The 17577-nt window shown below is 62.0% G+C and carries 15 protein-coding genes and 3 pseudogenes; 5 read left to right on the forward strand and 13 right to left on the reverse strand.

The annotated features are described in order from the left end of the window. Positions 1–176: 176 nt before the first annotated feature. Together PSOLE_RS15735 and PSOLE_RS15740 are read right to left on the reverse strand one after the other, a co-directional pair. Positions 177–1145, reverse strand: a complete 969-nt coding sequence (locus PSOLE_RS15735; RefSeq protein WP_074857110.1) for a PstS family phosphate ABC transporter substrate-binding protein — start codon at positions 1143–1145, stop codon at positions 177–179. Between the two features lie 210 nt (positions 1146–1355). Continuing rightward, positions 1356–1532, reverse strand: a pseudogene (locus PSOLE_RS15740) (transposase); the annotation flags it as partial. Between the two features lie 200 nt (positions 1533–1732). Here PSOLE_RS15740 and PSOLE_RS25195 point away from each other — a divergent pair. Next, a pseudogene (locus tag PSOLE_RS25195) lies at positions 1733–2121 on the forward strand (DUF1330 domain-containing protein). Between the two features lie 3 nt (positions 2122–2124). Here PSOLE_RS25195 and PSOLE_RS15750 read toward each other — a convergent pair. Together PSOLE_RS15750 and PSOLE_RS15755 are read right to left on the reverse strand one after the other, a co-directional pair. Next, entirely contained in the window at positions 2125–2907 is a 783-nt protein-coding gene (locus PSOLE_RS15750) for an N-acetylmuramoyl-L-alanine amidase (protein ID WP_004423043.1), read from the reverse strand. Then, on the reverse strand, positions 2904–3494 hold the full coding sequence (locus PSOLE_RS15755) for a MarC family protein (RefSeq protein ID WP_074857113.1): 591 nt from the start codon (positions 3492–3494) through the stop codon (positions 2904–2906). Before PSOLE_RS15755 ends, PSOLE_RS15750 begins: the two co-directional genes overlap by 4 nt. Positions 3495–3721: 227 nt before the next feature. Between PSOLE_RS15755 and PSOLE_RS24740 the strand changes: the two are divergent. After that, positions 3722–4063: pseudogene (locus tag PSOLE_RS24740) on the forward strand (solute carrier family 23 protein); the annotation flags it as partial. A gap of 264 nt (positions 4064–4327) precedes the next feature. On the opposite strand, the gene PSOLE_RS15765 reads toward PSOLE_RS24740, so the two are convergent. From PSOLE_RS15765 to PSOLE_RS15785, 5 genes are all read right to left on the reverse strand, one after another. After that, a complete protein-coding gene (locus PSOLE_RS15765) occupies positions 4328–6205 on the reverse strand; it encodes a GGDEF domain-containing protein (protein WP_074857119.1) in 1878 nt (625 codons plus the stop codon). Between the two features lie 5 nt (positions 6206–6210). After that, the gene (locus PSOLE_RS15770; protein WP_074857122.1) at positions 6211–7083 is read right to left on the reverse strand and encodes an endonuclease/exonuclease/phosphatase family protein; all 873 of its coding nucleotides are present in this window, start codon (positions 7081–7083) and stop codon (positions 6211–6213) included. Between the two features lie 19 nt (positions 7084–7102). Beyond that, positions 7103–7729, reverse strand: coding sequence for a thiol:disulfide interchange protein DsbA/DsbL (locus tag PSOLE_RS15775; protein ID WP_074857125.1), 627 nt, complete (start codon positions 7727–7729; stop codon positions 7103–7105). Positions 7730–8249: 520 nt separating this feature from the next. Beyond that, positions 8250–8855, reverse strand: coding sequence for a c-type cytochrome (locus PSOLE_RS15780; RefSeq protein ID WP_074857130.1), 606 nt, complete (start codon positions 8853–8855; stop codon positions 8250–8252). 50 nt (positions 8856–8905) lie between these two features. Then, a complete protein-coding gene (locus PSOLE_RS15785) occupies positions 8906–9196 on the reverse strand; it encodes a c-type cytochrome (RefSeq protein ID WP_004423033.1) in 291 nt (96 codons plus the stop codon). 243 nt (positions 9197–9439) lie between these two features. Here PSOLE_RS15785 and yihA point away from each other — a divergent pair, with 243 nt between their 5' ends. Beyond that, complete coding sequence (yihA, locus tag PSOLE_RS15790) at positions 9440–10081, forward strand: ribosome biogenesis GTP-binding protein YihA/YsxC (protein WP_074857132.1); 642 nt, start codon at positions 9440–9442, stop codon at positions 10079–10081. Positions 10082–10527: 446 nt separating this feature from the next. Here the strand turns inward: yihA and polA are convergent, their stop codons facing one another. Further along, a complete protein-coding gene (gene polA / locus PSOLE_RS15795) occupies positions 10528–13323 on the reverse strand; it encodes a DNA polymerase I (protein ID WP_074857185.1) in 2796 nt (931 codons plus the stop codon). 75 nt (positions 13324–13398) lie between these two features. Here polA and PSOLE_RS15800 point away from each other — a divergent pair, with 75 nt between their 5' ends. Continuing rightward, a complete protein-coding gene (locus tag PSOLE_RS15800; RefSeq protein WP_004423027.1) occupies positions 13399–13683 on the forward strand; it encodes a DUF2782 domain-containing protein in 285 nt (94 codons plus the stop codon). A gap of 16 nt (positions 13684–13699) precedes the next feature. Beyond that, complete coding sequence (locus PSOLE_RS15805; protein WP_004423025.1) at positions 13700–14650, forward strand: homoserine kinase; 951 nt, start codon at positions 13700–13702, stop codon at positions 14648–14650. 268 nt (positions 14651–14918) lie between these two features. On the opposite strand, the gene PSOLE_RS15810 is transcribed toward PSOLE_RS15805, so the two are convergent. The 3 genes from PSOLE_RS15810 to PSOLE_RS15820 are packed head-to-tail and all read right to left on the reverse strand — an operon-like array spanning position 14919 to position 17537. Next, on the reverse strand, positions 14919–15551 hold the full coding sequence (locus PSOLE_RS15810) for an SCO family protein (protein ID WP_074857133.1): 633 nt from the start codon (positions 15549–15551) through the stop codon (positions 14919–14921). Between the two features lie 8 nt (positions 15552–15559). After that, the gene (gene cyoE / locus PSOLE_RS15815; RefSeq protein ID WP_074857135.1) at positions 15560–16459 is read right to left on the reverse strand and encodes a heme o synthase; all 900 of its coding nucleotides are present in this window, start codon (positions 16457–16459) and stop codon (positions 15560–15562) included. Positions 16460–16478: 19 nt separating this feature from the next. Further along, positions 16479–17537 carry a COX15/CtaA family protein gene (locus PSOLE_RS15820; protein ID WP_074857137.1) on the reverse strand — a complete coding sequence of 353 codons (1059 nt, stop codon included), beginning with the start codon at positions 17535–17537 and terminating at the stop codon, positions 16479–16481. Between the last annotated feature and the right edge of the window lie 40 nt (positions 17538–17577).

The raw sequence follows: 17577 nt of genomic DNA on the forward strand, positions 1-17577 counted from the left end.
GTCTCTGCGCGGGCTCAAGGCAGCGCATAGGGCTGTCCAGGCTTGTCAATCTAGCGAGCTTGTATGACAGAAAGGTTACAGTCGCCTGACATGACGAAGCCCACCACTCTCTGGACTGGTGGGCGCTATCGACCGTCAGATGCGAATCAGCCGGCCGACATCGTCAGGCGCTGTAATTACAGGCCCAGTTCCTTCATGGTCTTCTCGACCACTTTCGACGGCAGCGGGATGTAACCATCCTTGACCACCACTTCCTGACCCTGCTTGGACAGCACCAGCTTGATGAACTCGGCATCCAGCGGGCTCAGCGGCTGGTTCGGCGCCTTGTTGACGTAGACGTAGAAGAAGCGAGCCAGCGGGAACTTGCCAGCCACGGCGTTCTCTTCCGAAGCTTCGAAGGCTTCGCCGCCTTTCTTCGACAGCGGTACGGCACGGACGCTGGAGGTCTTGTAGCCGATACCCGAGTAACCGATGGCGTTCAGGGTGCTGGAGATCGACTGGACCACGGAAGCCGAACCCGGCTGCTCGTTGACGTTGGCCTTGAAGTCACCTTTGCACAGGGCTTCTTCCTTGAAGTAACCGTAGGTGCCGGATACCGAGTTACGACCGAACAGCTGGATCGGCTTGCTCGCCCACTCGCCGGTCAGACCAACGTCACCCCAGGTTTTGATGTCCTTGTCGCCACCGCACAGGCGGGTGCTGGAGAAGATCGCATCGACCTGCTCGATCGACAGCGACTTGATCGGGTTGTCCTTGTGTACGAACACAGCCAGGGCGTCGATCGCTACCGGTACAGCGGTCGGCTTGTAGCCGTACTTCTCTTCGAAGGCCTGGATTTCGCTGTCCTTCATCGGACGGCTCATCGGGCCCATGTTGGCGGTGCCTTCAGTCATGGCGGGCGGCGCGGTGGAAGAACCGGCAGCCTGGATCTGGATGTTGACGTTGGGGTAGTTCTTCTTGAACTCTTCTGCCCACAGGGTCATCAGGTTGGCCAGCGAGTCGGAACCGACGCTGGACAGGTTGCCCGATACACCGGAAGTCTTTTCATAGGTCGGCAGAGCCGGGTCAACGGCGGCTACAGCAGATACGGCGCTTACGCCAGCGGCGGCGAAAGTCAGGGCCGCCATCAAACGCTTCAGTTTCATGCCTTGCTCCTAGCAGGATAGTGTTGGATGGAACGGGCCCAAGTATCTGCAGGCCACGTGAACACTGTATGAAACGAATATGACAGTTAAATGAACGTCGACAGGTTCGAGGGCGGCAGAGAGAAAGCACTTCGGATGGTCTGGGAGAAGTGTGAGTGATACCGGACTGGCAAGTTTGTGTGCGTATTGCTCACAGACTTAGCACTATCCGACCTTATTCCAGTTCCCGAACGCTTCGGGTAGATCTCTCCAGGGACATCCCGTGCGCATGCGGTACAGCATGCCCTCCACGGTCATTCGTAGATCACGCTTGTTGTAGATGGCCTTGTGCAGCAGAATTTTCCGCAGCTTCGACCAATGCTCATCACTGAGCAATAATCGGGGCATTGCAAACTCGTATCGATGTTGGATCAGAGCTTCAACGATACGAGTTTGCTCTTATATATCAAATGATTAGCGCGAAACGGCAACAGCCCCTAGCGCAGCACCATGCTGAGCAGATGATCGGCTATCAGGCGGATCGATTGCACTTGCCGCACTCGGCTTCAGGCGTGAGGTTCAGGGAAAACGCCAGCCGAGGAACTTGCATGCCGAGCATCAACCCCAACCGCGAGAATCTGCTGGAGTTCGCCCAGCGATACACCGATCCTGATGCTCAATCTGCTGCGTTTCAACAGCCAAGCTGCTTACAACACCAGGCAGCCTCCATGCGCCCTGCAGCGGGCGCGAAGCCTATGCGCGCTACAGCCGCACCGCGCTGAGCAAGGTCCGCGGGGTGGGTGGTGAGGTGCAGGTGATGGCAGACGCCCACCTGGCTTTGATCGCACCGAAGCAAGAGCAGTGGGATCTGCTTCTGCTGGTGCGCTATCCTTCGTCAGCAGCCTTTTTGAGCATGCTCGTGGACCCCGATACCAGGCCGCCACCGTTCAGCGCAGCGCTGGCCGACTCTCGGCTGATCGGCACCACGCCTAGCTGAGCTCTATCCTGCCGCCTGCAGATTGAGCACCAGTAACCGCGCTGCAGTTTCGGCGTCCGGCTGGCCGTCGTAGTTGGCCGGGCGATACTTCATCTGGAAGGCGGCAATGACATTGCGCGTCGCCTCATCCAGCTCACCGTGCTGCGGCACCGTGTAACCGTTTTGCGCCAACTGCTCCTGGAACCACTGCACGCTGGGCAGGCTGGTGCTGAACAGCGCCTGTTGGCGCGCCACGGCGTCCTCGTTCGGCCAGGGCGCCAGGCCCTCGTCGGCCAGACGCTTCCAGGGGAACAATGGGCCCGGATCGACCTTGCGCTGCGGCGCCACATCGCTGTGCGCGATGATCGAGCCCAGCGGTAGCTGGTGACGCTTGACGATGTCCTTGAGCAGCACGATCAGGGTATCGATCTGCTGCGGCGCGAAGGGTTGCCAGTAGCGCCCCGCCGGCGTCTGGTAGTAGCCCTGGTTGACCAGCTCGATGCCGATCGTGGTGCTGTTGAGCCAGGTGCGCCCCTTCCATTCGCTGACACCGACGTGCCAGGCGCGACGGTTCTCGTCCACCAGGCGGTAGACGGTCGGCGGTGCATCACCGATCAGGTAGTGGCTGCTCACCTCGGTCTGCGTCAGCAGATCGAGCGAGCGTTGCAGGTCAGCAGAGGTGTAGTGCAGCACGACGTATTGCACACGGCTGTTCTGACCGGTCGCGGTGTGACTGTCATCGATACGTAGACCACCGGTACAACCGGCAAGCAGAACAAGAACTAGGGCAAGGCAAAGAGACTTCATGCGTGACCGAATACGCTCTGCAGGTTGTCCAGCAGCAGGTCGACGCTGAGCATGATCAACAGCATGCCCATCAATCGTTCTACCGCCATCAACCCGCGATTACCAAGAAAACGCTGCAGGAACGAAGCCTGCAACAGAATGAATGCCGTCGCCGCCCAGGCCAGGATGACCGCCAGGTAGAGCTCCCAGAGCGGCCCGGTGTGGGTGTTGCGCAGGGTCATCAGCACCGCAAGCGCTGAAGGTCCGGCGACCGCCGGCGTGGCCAACGGCACCAGTATCGGCTCGCCATCCGGCACGTCGCCGAGCAGGCCCTGCGGGCTGGGGAAAATCAGGCGCATGGCGATGACGAACAGGATGATAGCGCCGGCAATCGCGGTTGCCTCGCGTGACAGACCGAGGCTGGTGAGGAATTTGTCACCAAAGGTGAGGAACAGCAGCAACAGACCAAGGGCGAACAGCAGTTCGCGCGCGGCGACCCACAACCGTCTGCGCGGCTCGACGTTCTTCAGCGCGGCAATGTAGATGGCGATATTGCCGAAAGGGTCGGTGACCAAAAAGATCAGCACGGCGATGCTGAAGATGTCCATGGGCGTCTCCGGTGTCTAGTGCGCATAGTCTAGGGCCTGAAGGGGTCCCCTCGCGAGCCGGGGCACGGTCAGATTCGAACATTTTTAGCGCGCGTGGAAATTTTATGACCGGTAGCGCTGTAATGGTTCCAGGAAACAACACCCGAAGAAATGCATACAAAATAGCATCCAATATTTCAACAAAATATCTGCATTGACCGCACAAGAACAACAGCAAATAGCTTTCCATGACCTCCACCACCCAGCGCCCCGAGGACGAAAACCTTGGCCTCGGCTCCAATCTGCTCTACGGCCTGCAGCACGTACTGACCATGTACGGCGGCATCGTCGCAGTGCCCCTGATCGTCGGCCAGGCGGCCGGTCTGTCGCCTGCCGATATCAGCCTGCTGATCGCCGCCTCGCTTTTCGTCGGCAGCGCCACCATCTCGCGCCTGTCGATCCTGCTGACCATGGTGATCGGCACGCTGGTCGCCCTGGCATTCGGCATGGCCGACTTTTCCAAGGTCAGTGAAGGGCCGGTGTTGGCCTTCCCGACTCCGTTGCATTTCGGCGTGCCGGTGTTCGAGGTGCGCCGGCATCGTGCTGTTCGCCACCGAGCGCAGCCTGCGCTACCGCAACATCGCCGCCCTGCACGATGGCGACCACTTCATCGGCGGCAAGCTGTACGACGCTCAGGGCAATGAGGTGCCGTTGCAGGACGAGGACGATCACGCACCACGGGCACGAACCGCTGGAGCAACCAGCAGGGACCCGGCCGAGGCAACATCCTAGAAGGAGTGAGTGGTTCGTACGGGAGCCGCGGCGCCTGCCGCTGCGGCTCGACGGAGACGCGATCAGGCAGCCTGCTCGACGCGGTTACGCCCCGCGCCCTTGGCGCGATATAGCGCCTGGTCGGCACGTTCGAAGGTGACCTCGGTCGCCTCGCCATTGCGAAACTCGGCGATACCGGCGGAGAAGGTGATGGTCACCGGCTCACCCTTGAAGTGGAACGGGCAAGCCTCGATTGCTGCGCGCAGGGTTTCCAGAAGCTGGACACCTCCCTCCAGCGGCGTTGCAGGAATCAGCAGAACGAACTCCTCGCCACCAAAACGGGCGATGAAGTCGGTCTTGCGCAAACGCTTGCTGAGCTCCCCGGCGATGATCTTCAGCACTCGATCACCTGCCAGGTGGCCGTAGCCGTCGTTGATCCGCTTGAAGTGATCGACATCCAGCACCGCCAACAACAGCTGGCCGCCATAGCGTTGGCGACGAGCAACTTCCAGGTCGAGACGCTCGCTCCAGGCGGCACGGTTGGGCAGCCCTGTCAGGGGGTCCAGCAAGGACTTCTGTCGCTGCTCCTCGATATGCTCGCGAAATTGCTGCGCTTCCTGCTCCATCTCGGCGACACGCTTGACCAGGCCCTGTAGCCGCTCGGCCACGTCATCGCTAGCACTGTCGCGCTGACGCTGATGGCTGCTGACACTTTGCAAGAGTCCTTCCAGGCGCTGTTCCAGAGCCTGCTTGAGTGATTCCAGATCGGCAGCTTCCTGCACGCTGTTCTGCAGATCGCTGACCAGATCCCGCAGTTGCTGGTTGAAACTGCGCGCATTCTCCACTGACGCGCTGTAGCCCTCGTGCGCCTCGCTGAGGGTTTTGATGAAGGCAGCCAGGCGCTCGTTGAGTTGCTTGAGATAGCCGGCGAACTCGCGCTGGCCGCTATCGGTGACGGCAAGCACCAGTACGGCCAGATCATCCAGCACCGGCACCAGCTCGTACCAGTTGAGATTGCCCTCCAGTCGCAGGCGCAGCGCTTCACCCTGCGGCAGATGGCGCGCCGGCAGTTCGAGCTCGTCGAGCAGATTACGCAGACTGCTGGCGATATGCGGCGCCACCGCACTGTATCCGGGTTCGCTGCTGGGCAACGAAAACGGGCTGTCACCGGCTTGCTCCTGCCGTACCAGCCCCGGCGGCAGCGGCAGGCTGTCGAGCACAGGCGAAGCGTCTTGGACCTGATGCCGGGCCGGCACACTGGCCACCTTGGAGACACTGGGAGGTGGCTCGTTCGCCACTGCTACGGCCGTTGGCGTTGGCGTTGGCGTTGGCGTTGGCGTTGGCGTTGGCGTTGGCGTCAACTCTACTGCGAGCTCCTCGGCAACGCCAGTGGCCTCAGTGACACTGCCCGGCGCCTGCGCAGTGCTTTCGCTGGTCTCACCGCGCGAACCGAACAGACGCAGGAGCAGGCCCGGTTGCTCCTGCACCGGAGCCTGCAGAACGGTCAGCGCCTGCCCCTGCAGGTTGCTCAGCTGGCTGAGCAGCGCCGGCAGCAGATACTGATGAGTGGTGGCGTCCTCTAGCTGTTTGCCCAGCGATTTGAGCGCCTTGCGCACCTCTCGGGGCGGCCGCAGGCGCTGCAGTTGCTCAATCAAGCTCGCCAACGCAGCCGCAGCCTCGCCGGCACGTTGCTGACGGCGCTGCTCGGAATCCAGCACGGCCTTTTCCAGGCGCGGAATGAGATTGCCCAATGCTGCGTCCATATCGTCGCGACGAAGGATTTCGCGCATTTCCTGCATGCATTGATCGACTGCCTTGTCCGCACCCTCGGCGGCCAGGCTGCTGCGCACCAGACCACGGCGCAGCAGATCCAGGCGCGACTCCCAGCGGCGCTCGAGCTTTTCCTGCTGCTCCAGGCTACTCAGGTATTTGTCTTTCCAGCGTTGCGCGTCATCGCTCATACGGCTTACTCGGGAGATGGCGTTTTCAGCATAGGCAGTTGCGCAGCATTCTGTGCTGCCGGCAAGCGAATTTCCACGGCTACCGGCAGGTGATCGGAAATTGGCTGGCTGAGTACGTCGACACGCCCCAGTTCAAGTTCGGAACTGAGCAGGATATGGTCAAGACAGCGCTGCGGTCGCCAACTCGGGAAGGTCGCCTCAACCTGCGGCGCGAGCAGGCCAAGATCACGCAGCGGCGAATTTTCCAGCAGGTCGACGGCATGGGTATTCATGTCGCCCATCAGCACCAGATGGCGAAACTCGCTGACCCGCTCACGGATATAGGCCAGTTGCCGGGTGCGGGTACGAGCGCCCAGGGCCAGGTGCATCATCACCACCCCCAGTGCGTGCTCGCCCTCTCCCAGCCGCAGGAAGATCGCACCACGCCCAGGCGGACCGGGGAGTGGATGATCTTCCAGCAGGGTAGGCCGCAAGCGGCTTAGCACGCCATTGCTGTGCTGGGCGAAGCGCCCGAGATTGCGATTGAGCTGTTGATACCAGTAGGGAAAGGCGCCCTGCTGGGCCAGGTACTCGACCTGATTGATGTAGCCCGAGCGCAGGCTGCCACCATCGACCTCCTGCAACGCCACCAGATCGAAGTCGGCGAGCAGATCACCGATGCGCTGCAGGTTGCCGGCACGCCCGGCATGAGGCAACAGGTGCTGCCAGCTGCGGGTCAGGTAGTGGTGGTAACGCTGGGTGTTGATGCCGACCTGGACGTTGAAACTGAGCAGACGCAGGAGGCCGTCGGCTGGCCAGTCGGCCTGCGACGAACAGTGCGGGTTGACCTGTGGATCGCACAGGCCAATCGCACGTGTCTTTCGCCAGCGGCGCAGCATGCTTCGCGCCTGTGGCCGCTTAGAGCGCGGCACGCTCCTTGGCGATCAGGTAATCAGCGACCTCGAGGGTCTGCTGCGGGCCACCGGCCGAGCCCAGGTCGAAGCGATACTTGCCACCGACGACCATCACCGGCACGCCAGTGATCTGATAGGCCATGGCCAGTTTCTTGGCCTTTTCCATCTGGCCTTTGACGGCGAAGGAGTTGAAGGTCTTGAGGAAGGCATCACGATCAACGCCCTGGGTGGCGACGAAGTCAGCGAACTCTTCAGCCGAGGCCAGCTTCTTCTTCTCCTGGTGGATGGCGTTAAACACGGCGTCATGCACCTTGTGCTCGACCTTCATGCTTTCCAGGGTGATGAACGCCTGGCCATGCACGTTCCAGATGCCACCGAACAGCGCCGGCACGCGGACGAAATTGACGTCGTCCGGCAGCTTCTCGACCCAGGGGTTGAGAGTCGCTTCGAACTGATAGCAGTGCGGGCAGCCGTACCAGAACAGCGCCACCACTTCGACCTTGCCAGGCTTGGACACCGGCACCGGGCTCTTCAGCTCGACATACTGCTGGCCGGCTACCGGTTCGGCATGGGCACTAAGGCCGAACAGGCCGCTGATCGCCAGAGCGGCGCCAAAAATCAGGTTACGCATGGGGGTATTCCTCAACTGGATAAGCGTCGCCCTAAGTGGCGATTTGAGACTATGACTCGCTACCGCTGGGCCGGTTCCGCCCATTGTAGCCATGGCACATACGAAAAAGGGCGGCCGCAGCCTAATGCCAGTCAGTTAAGCCGTTGCACTCGATTTTTGTAGGAGCCGGCTTGCCGGCGATCCGCCATAAAAAGCATCGCCAGCAAGCTGGCTCCTACGAAAAGCGCCCCCTCTACTGCAAGTAGGAGGGGATGGTGACGAACTTATCTGATCAGCATTAGGCCGTGGCCACCCTTTGTCTTACCAACTGCAACAAGCCCTTGGTCTTTTGAGAATTTCGCGAGCTAGAGCCCTGCAAGGAAGAAACAGGAGAGGAACGGTCGGAGTCGCGGGCGACTGTACTTTTGTACATTCGCATGACTCGCTCCGTTCGCCCCTCCGGATCCGCCCTGAAGGGGTTTAGCCGCAAGCGGCTTCCGATCCTGTTTCTGACGCCGCAGGGCCGACGCGCAGCAAATTATCAGTGCAGACCCTGGATGAAGCTGGACACGGCTTCAATATCCTTGTTGCTCAGCTTGGCCGCAATGGACCGCATGATCATCGCGTCGCCATCGTTGGTGCGGTTGCCTTCACGGAAATCGGTCAGTTGCTTGGCGGTGTACTGCGCATGCTGACCACCCAGGTGCGGGTAACCAGCGGCGGCAAGACCGGCACCGTTAGGCGCATGGCAACCAATGCAGGCCGGCATCCCTTCTTCCAGTTTGCCGCCACGGAACAGCGCCTCACCACGCTCGACCAGCTTGGGATCGGCAGCACCAACGCTCATCTTCTGACTGGCGAAGTAAGCGGCGATGTCAGCCATGTCCTGATCGCTGAGGTTATCCAGCATGCCGGTCATCTCGATCACCGGACGGGCACCGGACTTGATGTCGTGCAGCTGCTTGAGCAAGTAACGCTCGCCCTGACCGGCCAGCTTGGGGAAGTTTGGTGCAGGGCTGTTGCCATCGGCGCCATGGCAGGCAGCACAGACAGCGACTTTGCCCTGACCGGCTTCGGCATCGCCAGCAGCCTGTGCCACGCCAGTGAGGCCCAGGGTCAACAGCAGACTCACGAGTACTTTGTTCATCAGCTAATCCAATTACGGCTAAGAGAGAAAGGGTTATCGAGCGGGCTTACTCACTCGGTCATCAGCTTGATGACCGCCTGGTAATCCTCGGCCGAGCAGTCCATGCACAGGCCGCGCGGCGGCATGGCATTCAAACCATTGGTGACACTCTGCACCAGTGTATCCATGCCCTTGGCCAGACGCGGCTCCCATGCGGCCTTGTCGCCCTTCTGGGGCGCCGTGGGAATCTGGCCGTTGTGACATACACCACAGGAACGGTCATACACAGCTTGCGGATCCTGAGCAGCATAGCCGTTGAACGACAACATCATAACGGCAGCAGCAAGCAGCATTTTCTTCATCAGATCAACCTCATCAGGGTTGGGAGCGTCCTGCTTTCTATCGAGCAGAGATGTAATCGCTCCCGGCAATTGGGTTCCTGCGGGTGGGACAAAGCGCACACAAAATCTGCGGCATTATATACTGGCAATACTGAAACGGAAACGACGCTCCCTGCCGCTCCCTCTGGAGTGCAGCAGGTGCGCGGAAATGTCGCAAGCCCTCGAACCACTGAACAGGAATCGAGGCATCCACCGGATACCCCCATGCTCCCGAAAAATCCCATCATCGGTCTGTGCCAGCAGGCCAGCTTCCTCATCAGTGCCGCCAAGGTCGACCAGTGCCCCGAGGACAGCGGCCTGGAGGTGGCATTCGCCGGCCGCTCCAACGCTGGCAAGTCGAGCGCGCTCAACACCCTTACCCACGCCAGCCTGGCGCGCACCTCGAAAACACCGGGACGTACGCAGTTGCTCAACTTCTTCCGCCTGGACGACGAGCGTCGCCTGGTCGACCTGCCCGGTTACGGTTATGCCAAGGTACCGATCCCGCTCAAACAGCACTGGCAGAAACATCTGGAAGCGTATCTGGGCAGCCGCGAGAGTTTGAGCGGTCTGGTGTTGATGATGGATATCCGCCATCCGCTGACCGAGTTCGACTGTATGATGCTGGACTGGTCGGTAGCCAGTGGCATGCCGCTGCATATCCTGCTGACCAAGGCCGACAAACTGGCTTTCGGCGCAGCGAAGACCACTTTGCTTAAGGTGCGCCAGGAAATTCACAAGCAGTGGGGCGAGGGCATCAGCATCCAGTTGTTCTCGGCGCCTAAGCGTATGGGCGTGGAAGAAGCGCAGATGGTACTGGCCGGTTGGTTGGATCTATTGCCGCAAGAGGATGAGGAACAGGAGTAGGGTGCGACGCACACCCGGCATGCACGGTCTGCTCCCTCTCCCATTTATGGGAGAGGGCTGGGGAGAGGGTGGTTCAGGCGACGCTCGGCATCGCCGGATAAACCCTCTCCCGCCCTTCGGGCACCCTCTCCCATAAATGGGAGAGGGTCATCAGAATGCCGCTAGCGGCAGCTTTTTTTTGGGCAAAAAAAACCCCGAGCTTCGTATGGGGAGGGAGAAGTTCGGGGTTCAAGGTCTGAACCGCTAGGGCGGGGTTCAGATGTCTGCCAACACTTAACACAACAAAGGAGCATTGAAGGGCTTAACGGCCATTCATGAACTCTGACCGGGTGGGTTTACAGAAAGTTCATCGCCGCCTTAAAACCATTTGCAATAAGAAAGCGCCTTTTGATTCCCTGAAACCCAAAAGCTAAAGCGGCCGCGGCTTTACGCCGCGGCGACGGGGCTTAATGCGCTTCGTCCCAGTTGGCGCCGACACCGACTTCCACCAACAGCGGTACGTCCAAGTCGGCGGCACCACTCATCAGGCTCTTGAGTTTGGCGCTGACCTCGTCGATCAGTTCCTCACGCACTTCCAGTACCAGTTCGTCGTGCACCTGCAGGATGATGCGGGCGTCGATGCCGCTGTCCTGCAGCCAACCATCCACGGCGATCATGGCGCGCTTGATGATGTCCGCCGCCGTGCCCTGCATCGGTGCGTTGATCGCCGCGCGCTCGGCGCCCTTGCGCATGGCCTGGTTCTGCGCGTGGATTTCCGGCAGGTACAGGCGCCGGCCGTAGACCGTCTCCACATAGCCCTGCTCGGCAGCCTGCGCGCGGGTGCTTTCCATGTAGGTCAGCACCCCCGGGTAACGGGCGAAGTAGCGGTCGATGTAGGCCTGCGCCTCCTTGCGTTCGACATCGATCTGCTTGGCCAGGCCGAAGGCGCTCATGCCGTAGATCAGGCCGAAGTTGATGGCCTTGGCCTTGCGCCGCTGGTCGCTGCTCACCTCTTCCAGTGCCACACCAAACACCTCGGCAGCAGTGGCCCTGTGCACGTCCAGGTCATGGTGGAAGGCATCGAGCAGACCTTTGTCCTTGGCCAGATGAGCCATGATGCGCAGCTCGATCTGCGAGTAGTCCGCCGCCATCAGCTTGTAGCCCTTGGGCGCCACGAAAGCCTGGCGGATGCGCCGGCCTTCGGCGGTGCGGATCGGGATGTTCTGCAGGTTCGGGTCGCTCGACGACAGGCGGCCAGTAGCGGCGACCGCCTGGTGATAGCTGGTATGGATACGCCCCGTGCGCGGGTTGATCTGCTCCGGCAACTTGTCGGTGTAGGTGCTCTTGAGCTTGCTCAAGCTGCGGTACTGCATCAGCACCTTGGGCAGCTCGAAATCTTGCTCGGCCAGTTCCGCCAGTACCGCTTCGGCGGTGGAGGGCTGGCCCTTGGCAGTCTTGCTGATCACCGGGTAGCCGAGTTTTTCGTAGAGGATCACGCCGAGTTGCTTGGGTGAGGCCAGATTGAATTCCTCACCGGCGATCTCGAACGCCTTGCGCTCCAGCTCCACCAGTTTTTCGCCCAGCTCGACACTTTGCTCGCCAAGCAGCTTGGCGTCGACCAGTGCGCCGTTGCGCTCGATACGCGCCAGCACCGGCACCAGCGGGATCTCGATTTCGCGCAGCACCTTGGCCAAGGAGGGCACGGCTTCAAGTCGGCGCCACAGCTCCTGATGCAGACGCAAGGTCACGTCGGCATCTTCGGCGGCGTAGGGGCCGGCCTGCTCCAGAGCGATCTGGTCGAAGGTCAGTTGCTTGGCGCCCTTGCCGGCGATATCCTCGAAACGAATGGTGCTGTGGTTCAGGTACTTCAGCGCCAGGCTGTCCATGTCGTGGCGGGTGGCGGTGGAGTCCAGCACATAGGATTCGAGCATGGTGTCAAAGGCCACACCCTGCACCATAATCGGTGTGCTGGCATTGGCCAGGACGTTGATGTCGTACTTGGCGTGCTGGCCGACCTTGGCCTTGGCCGGATCCTCGAGAATCGGCTTAAGCGCCTTGAGCACCGCATCGCGGTCGAGCTGCAGCGGCACGCCCATGTAGGAGTGCGCCAGCGGGATATAGGCCGCTTCACCGGCCTTGACCGCGAAGGACAGGCCGACCAGTTGCGCCTGCTGGGCGTCGATGCTGGTGGTCTCACTGTCGAAGGCGATCAGCTCTGCCTGCTCCAGTTTCTTCAGCCAGGCATCGAACTGCGCCTGTTCCAGCACAAGCTGGTAATCACCGGTGCTTGCCGGTGCGGGTTCAGCGGCCTCTTCGGCGGCTGCGTCAGTCGGTTCGGCGAACAGATCTTCAGCCGGCGCAGCAGTCTTGGCCGCCAGTGACTTGTTCTGCCGCAGCAGGTCGTCCAGCCAGTTCTTGAATTCCAGTTCGCCGTAAAGCTCCACCAGCGCGGCCTGATCCGGCTCGCCGGGATGCAGCGAGTCGATCTCGATATTCAGCGGCACGTCGGTCTTGATGGTCGCCAGTTGATACGACAGGTAGGCCATCTCGCGGTGTTCTTCGAGCTTGGCCGGCAGGTTCTTAGCGCCGCGGATCGGCAGCTCAGGGACCTTGTCGAGGTTGGCGTAGAGCATATCGAGACCGCCGCCAATGCCGACCAGCAGACCGAGGGCGGTCTTCTCGCCGACGCCGGGCACGCCGGGGATGTTGTCGACCTTGTCGCCCATCAGGGCCAGATAGTCGATGATCAGCTCAGGGCCGACACCGAATTTCTCTTTCACGCCACCTTCGTCATAGACGCTTCCGGTCATGGTGTTGACCAGCGTAACGTGCGGGCAGACCAGCTGCGCCATGTCCTTGTCGCCGGTGGAGATCACCACGTCGCGCTTTTCCCCCGCCGCCTGGCGCGCCAGGGTGCCGATCACGTCGTCAGCTTCAACGCCTTCGACGCACAGCAGCGGCAACCCCAGGGCGCGCACGCTGGCATGCAGCGGCTCGACCTGGACGCGCAACTCGTCCGGCATGGACGGGCGATTGGCCTTGTACTCGGCGAACAGCTCGTCGCGAAAGGTGCCGCCCTTGGCGTCGAAGACCACGGCGAAGGGGCTGTTCGGGTACTGCTTGCGCAGGCTCCTGAGCATGTTCAGCACGCCTTTTACCGCTCCGGTGGGCATGCCCTTGGAAGTGGTCAGCGGCGGCAGGGCGTGGAAGGCGCGGTACAGGTACGAGGAACCGTCGACCAGAACGAGGGGGGCTTGGCTCATGCGCGGGATCAACCTTTTCGGCGGGCGCAGCGGTAGAATGGCTGCATCGGTGAAAAACAAAGGAGCAAGATTATCATGGGTACGCTTAATCGCCTGTTGCTGGTCGGCCTTATGGCCTGTCTTCCGCTTGCCGCTCACGCCGAAGATCCGGTTTCCGCCGATCCCGACGTGACCATTCGCCAGGATGGCGACCGCACCATTCAGGAATACCGGGTCAATGGCTTCCTCTACGCCATCAAGGTGATCCCGAAGAACGGTAAACCCTACTTTCTCGTTCGCGCCGATGGCAGCGACGGCAACTTCGTACGTTCGGACGATCCGGACATGCTGATCCCGTCCTGGGAAATCTTTAGCTGGTAAGTCATTAAGGTCTGATATGTCGGTATTCACCCCCCTGGAGCGTCATGAGCTCGAAGTCTTCCTGGCGCCCTATGGGCTTGGTCGGTTGCGCGATTTCCAGGGCATTGCTGCGGGCAGCGAAAACAGCAATTTCTTCGTCAGCCTGGAGCAGGGTGAGTACGTTCTGACCCTGGTCGAACGCGGCCCAGTGGCCGACCTGCCGTTCTTCATCGAGCTGCTCGACGTACTGCACGATGCCGGCCTGCCGGTGCCCTATGCCCTGCGCACGCAGGATGGCGAGGCGCTGCGCCGCCTGGCGGAGAAACCGGCGCTGCTGCAGCCCCGGCTGTCCGGCAAACATGTGCGCGAGGCCAACGCGCATCACTGTCAGGAAGTGGGTAGCCTGCTGGCCCGCATCCACCTGGCGACTCGCGAACAGCCGGTGGAACGTCGCAGCGACCGCGGCCTGGACTGGATGCTCGCCGAAGGCCCGAGTCAGGCGCTGAAGCTTGATGAACAGGCGTTACCGCTACTGCGTGATGCGCTGGCCGAGATCGCCGAGCTGAAACCGCGCATCCTCGCCCTGCCGCGTGCCAACCTGCATGCCGACCTGTTCCGCGACAACGTGCTGTTCGACGGCAACCACCTGGCCGGGGTGATCGACTTCTACAACGCCTGCTCCGGGCCGATGCTCTACGACCTGGCCATCACCCTCAATGACTGGTGCTCGCACGAAGACGGCAGCCTCGATGGCGCTCGTGCCCGCGCGCTGCTCGGCGCTTATGCGGCGCTGCGGCCCTTCAGCGCTGCCGAGGCCCAGCTGTGGCCGACCATGCTGCGCGTGGCTTGCGTGCGTTTCTGGCTGTCGCGCCTGATCGCCGCCGAGTCGTTCGCCGGGCAGGAAGTGCTGATTCATGATCCGGGCGAATTCCAGCGGCGCCTGGCACAACGTCAGCAGATCAACCTGCCACTGCCGTTCGCGCTGTAGGGTCTGTTGCCGTTTCGTGGGCGGGTTGACCACCTGTCACGCCGTTTGAGACGCCCGCTGTGCCTGCAGCGGCGTCACCCACCGTCGGCGCAACGCCATCCATCGCCTGGTGGGTTACGCGGCGCGCCAAGTACAGCTGCGTATACGCGTCCGAGGCATTGCGCCGCTAACCCACCCTACGCGCCGGCGTCCGTAGCCAGGATGAAATCCGGGAAATGCTGTGCCATGCAACCTGGGTGATGGTGGTGCGTAGGCGCCCCCCAGCGGATCAGCTACCCGAAACCAGTCCGGGAAGTTGCTCAGCCAGCTTGGCGTTGTTGACCGGTGCGCGGATGAAACCGCGCTGGGTGCCATCCGGGCCGATGATCACCAGGTTGCCGCTGTGGTCGACGGTGTAGTTTTCCTTGCTGGTGTCCGCCGGAATGTAGGGAATGCTCACCGAGTTGGCGAACTTCTGCAGGGTTTCCTCTTCGCCGGTCAGCCCCTTGAAGCCGGCATTGAAGAAGCCCAGGTACTTGCTCAGCTGCTCCGGCGTATCGCGATGCGGATCGACGCTGACCATCACCACCTCGAGTCGCGCGCGGGTTTCTTCCGGCAGTTGGGTCTGCAACTGGCGCAGTTGGGCGAGGGTGGCCGGGCAGATATCCGGGCAGAAGGTGTAGCCGAAGAACAACAGCTTCCAGTCGCCCTTGAGCTGATCAACCGCGACTTCCTTGCCATCCTGATCGACCAACTTCAGAGCTGGCAGGCTGCGGTTCTGCGGCAGCAGGACGATGCCGGCGTCGAGCAGCGCGGCCGGGTCGCCCTGGCCCTTGCTGCTCAGTACCTTGTTGACGGTCAGCCCCAGCACCAGGGCGACGATGGCGACAAGAACGAAAACCGTTGTATGGGTACGCGTCATGAAAAACCTTAGATATTCAGCAGCAGGTAATGGTCCGCCAGCAGCGCGATAAACAGCAGGAACAGATACCAGATACTGTACTTGAAGGTGTTGATCGCCGCGTGCGGTTTGCTGTCACGGTACAGCACCCAGGCCCAATGCAGGAAGCGCCCGCCCAGCAGCACGGCGCAGGCCAGGTACAGCGGCCCGCTCATGTGGATGGCGTAGGGCAGCAGGGTTACCGCGAACATCACCAGGGTGTAGAGCAGGATGTGCACCTTGGTGTAGTGCTCGCCGTGGGTCACCGGCAGCATGGGGATGTCGGCCTTGGCGTATTCGGCCTTGCGGTGGATGGCCAGGGCCCAGAAGTGCGGCGGCGTCCAGGCGAAGATGATCAGCACCAGCAGCAGCGGCTCGGCACTCAGGTGTCCGGTGACGGCGACCCAGCCCAGCAGCGGCGGCGCGGCGCCAGCCAGGCCACCGATAACGATGTTCTGCGGCGTGGCACGCTTGAGAAAGCCGGTGTAGATCACCGCATAGCCGAGCAATGAGGCCAGGGTCAGCCAGGCAGCCAACTCATTGGTGAACACCATCAGCAGGCTCATGCCGGCGATGGCCAGCAGCAGCGCGAAGGTCAACGCCGCCACCGGCGAGACACGCCCGGCGGTGACCGGACGTTTGTGCGTGCGCGCCATGATCGAGTCGATGCGCCGATCCACCACATGGTTGACCGCCGCCGCCGCGCCGGCGCACAGACCGATGCCGAGGTTGCCGAACAGCAGCACGGTCCAGGGCACACCGGCACGGGTAGCGAGGAACATACCGACCAGCGAGGTGATCAGCATCAGCATCACCACCCGCGGTTTGGTCAGCTCCAGATAATCACGCCAGGTGGCAGGTTCGGCATGGGCTTGCAGGATGGTCGCCATGGCATTTCTCCCTGATTCGTTATTTACCGGCCTGCAGCAGGCCGTTGGAAGCCAGAGCCGCGTGGGCATCGGTGAGCGTGTGCACGGCATGCCTGCGCTCACCTGCCGTGCGCAGGCGATAGTTGATCAGCACCATGCTCAGCAGCAGGGCCGCACCGCCGGCGTTGTGCGCCACCGCCACCAGCAGCGGCAGGTGGAAGATCACGTTGCTGATACCCAGGCCCACCTGCACGGCCAGCGCCAGCAGCAGCAGGCCAGCCAGGCGCGACAGCCCGGCCACATGCAGCCGCCAGGCCAGCACCAGCAGCGCCAGCGTGACCAGCAGCGCGCCGATGCGGTGGCTCATGTGAATGGCGGTGCGCGCGTCACTGTCGAGCTGCCCGCCCAGGTAGTTGGGGCCGATGTGCTGGGTCAGGTGAAAGCCCTTGCCAAAATCCATCGCCGGCCACCACTCACCGTGACAGGTGGGCAGGTCGACGCAGGCCACGGCCGCATAGTTGGAGCTGACCCAGCCGCCGAGGGCGATCTGCCCGATAACCAATAGCAGACACGCTGCCGCCAATGTGCGCAGGCGTGCCGGCAACTGCAGCGGGGCGAAGCGTCCGGACAGGCGCAGCGTGAGCAAGGTCAGCAGGCTGAGCGTGGCGAAACCGCCGAGCAGGTGCGCGGTGACCACCTGCGGCCACAGTTGCAGGGTGACGGTCCACATGCCGAATGCGCCCTGCAGGATCACCAGCGCCAGAATCGCCAGCGGCAGCTTGAGCGGCTGGGCTGGCTCGGCGCGGCGGCGCACGGCCTGGGCCGCGATGACGAGAATCACCAGGCCCAGGGCGCCGGCGAAGTAGCGATGGATCATCTCGTACCAGCCCTTGGCGACTTCCACCGGGGCATCGGGGAAGCGTGCCTCGGCGATGGCCTGCTTGTGCTCGCTCATCGGCACGCCGAGAAAGCCATAACAGCCGGGCCAGTCCGGGCAGCCCAGGCCGGCATGGGTCAGTCGAGTGTAGGCACCTAGCAGCACCACCACCACGGTCAGGAGGGTGGCGAACAAGGCTAGACGGTAACCGGGCTTGTGCATGTCTACTCCTTGGGCACTGGGCCTGACGCTCTGTCGATAT

It is taken from the genome of Pseudomonas oleovorans subsp. oleovorans (genome assembly GCF_002197815.1).
Taxonomy (GTDB): Bacteria; Pseudomonadota; Gammaproteobacteria; order Pseudomonadales; family Pseudomonadaceae; genus Aquipseudomonas; species Aquipseudomonas oleovorans.

Coding starts and splice junctions, on each gene's coding strand:
- PSOLE_RS15735 (WP_074857110.1), bottom strand. CDS start 1,145: ATGAAACTGAAGCGTTTGATGGCGGCCCTGACTTTCGCCGCCGCTGGC.
- PSOLE_RS15750 (WP_004423043.1), bottom strand. CDS start 2,907: ATGAAGTCTCTTTGCCTTGCCCTAGTTCTTGTTCTGCTTGCCGGTTGT.
- PSOLE_RS15755 (WP_074857113.1), bottom strand. CDS start 3,494: ATGGACATCTTCAGCATCGCCGTGCTGATCTTTTTGGTCACCGACCCT.
- PSOLE_RS15765 (WP_074857119.1), bottom strand. CDS start 6,205: ATGAGCGATGACGCGCAACGCTGGAAAGACAAATACCTGAGTAGCCTG.
- PSOLE_RS15770 (WP_074857122.1), bottom strand. CDS start 7,083: ATGCTGCGCCGCTGGCGAAAGACACGTGCGATTGGCCTGTGCGATCCA.
- PSOLE_RS15775 (WP_074857125.1), bottom strand. CDS start 7,729: ATGCGTAACCTGATTTTTGGCGCCGCTCTGGCGATCAGCGGCCTGTTC.
- PSOLE_RS15780 (WP_074857130.1), bottom strand. CDS start 8,855: ATGAACAAAGTACTCGTGAGTCTGCTGTTGACCCTGGGCCTCACTGGC.
- PSOLE_RS15785 (WP_004423033.1), bottom strand. CDS start 9,196: ATGAAGAAAATGCTGCTTGCTGCTGCCGTTATGATGTTGTCGTTCAAC.
- yihA (WP_074857132.1), top strand. CDS start 9,440: ATGCTCCCGAAAAATCCCATCATCGGTCTGTGCCAGCAGGCCAGCTTC.
- polA (WP_074857185.1), bottom strand. CDS start 13,323: ATGAGCCAAGCCCCCCTCGTTCTGGTCGACGGTTCCTCGTACCTGTAC.
- PSOLE_RS15800 (WP_004423027.1), top strand. CDS start 13,399: ATGGGTACGCTTAATCGCCTGTTGCTGGTCGGCCTTATGGCCTGTCTT.
- PSOLE_RS15805 (WP_004423025.1), top strand. CDS start 13,700: ATGTCGGTATTCACCCCCCTGGAGCGTCATGAGCTCGAAGTCTTCCTG.
- PSOLE_RS15810 (WP_074857133.1), bottom strand. CDS start 15,551: ATGACGCGTACCCATACAACGGTTTTCGTTCTTGTCGCCATCGTCGCC.
- cyoE (WP_074857135.1), bottom strand. CDS start 16,459: ATGGCGACCATCCTGCAAGCCCATGCCGAACCTGCCACCTGGCGTGAT.
- PSOLE_RS15820 (WP_074857137.1), bottom strand. CDS start 17,537: ATGCACAAGCCCGGTTACCGTCTAGCCTTGTTCGCCACCCTCCTGACC.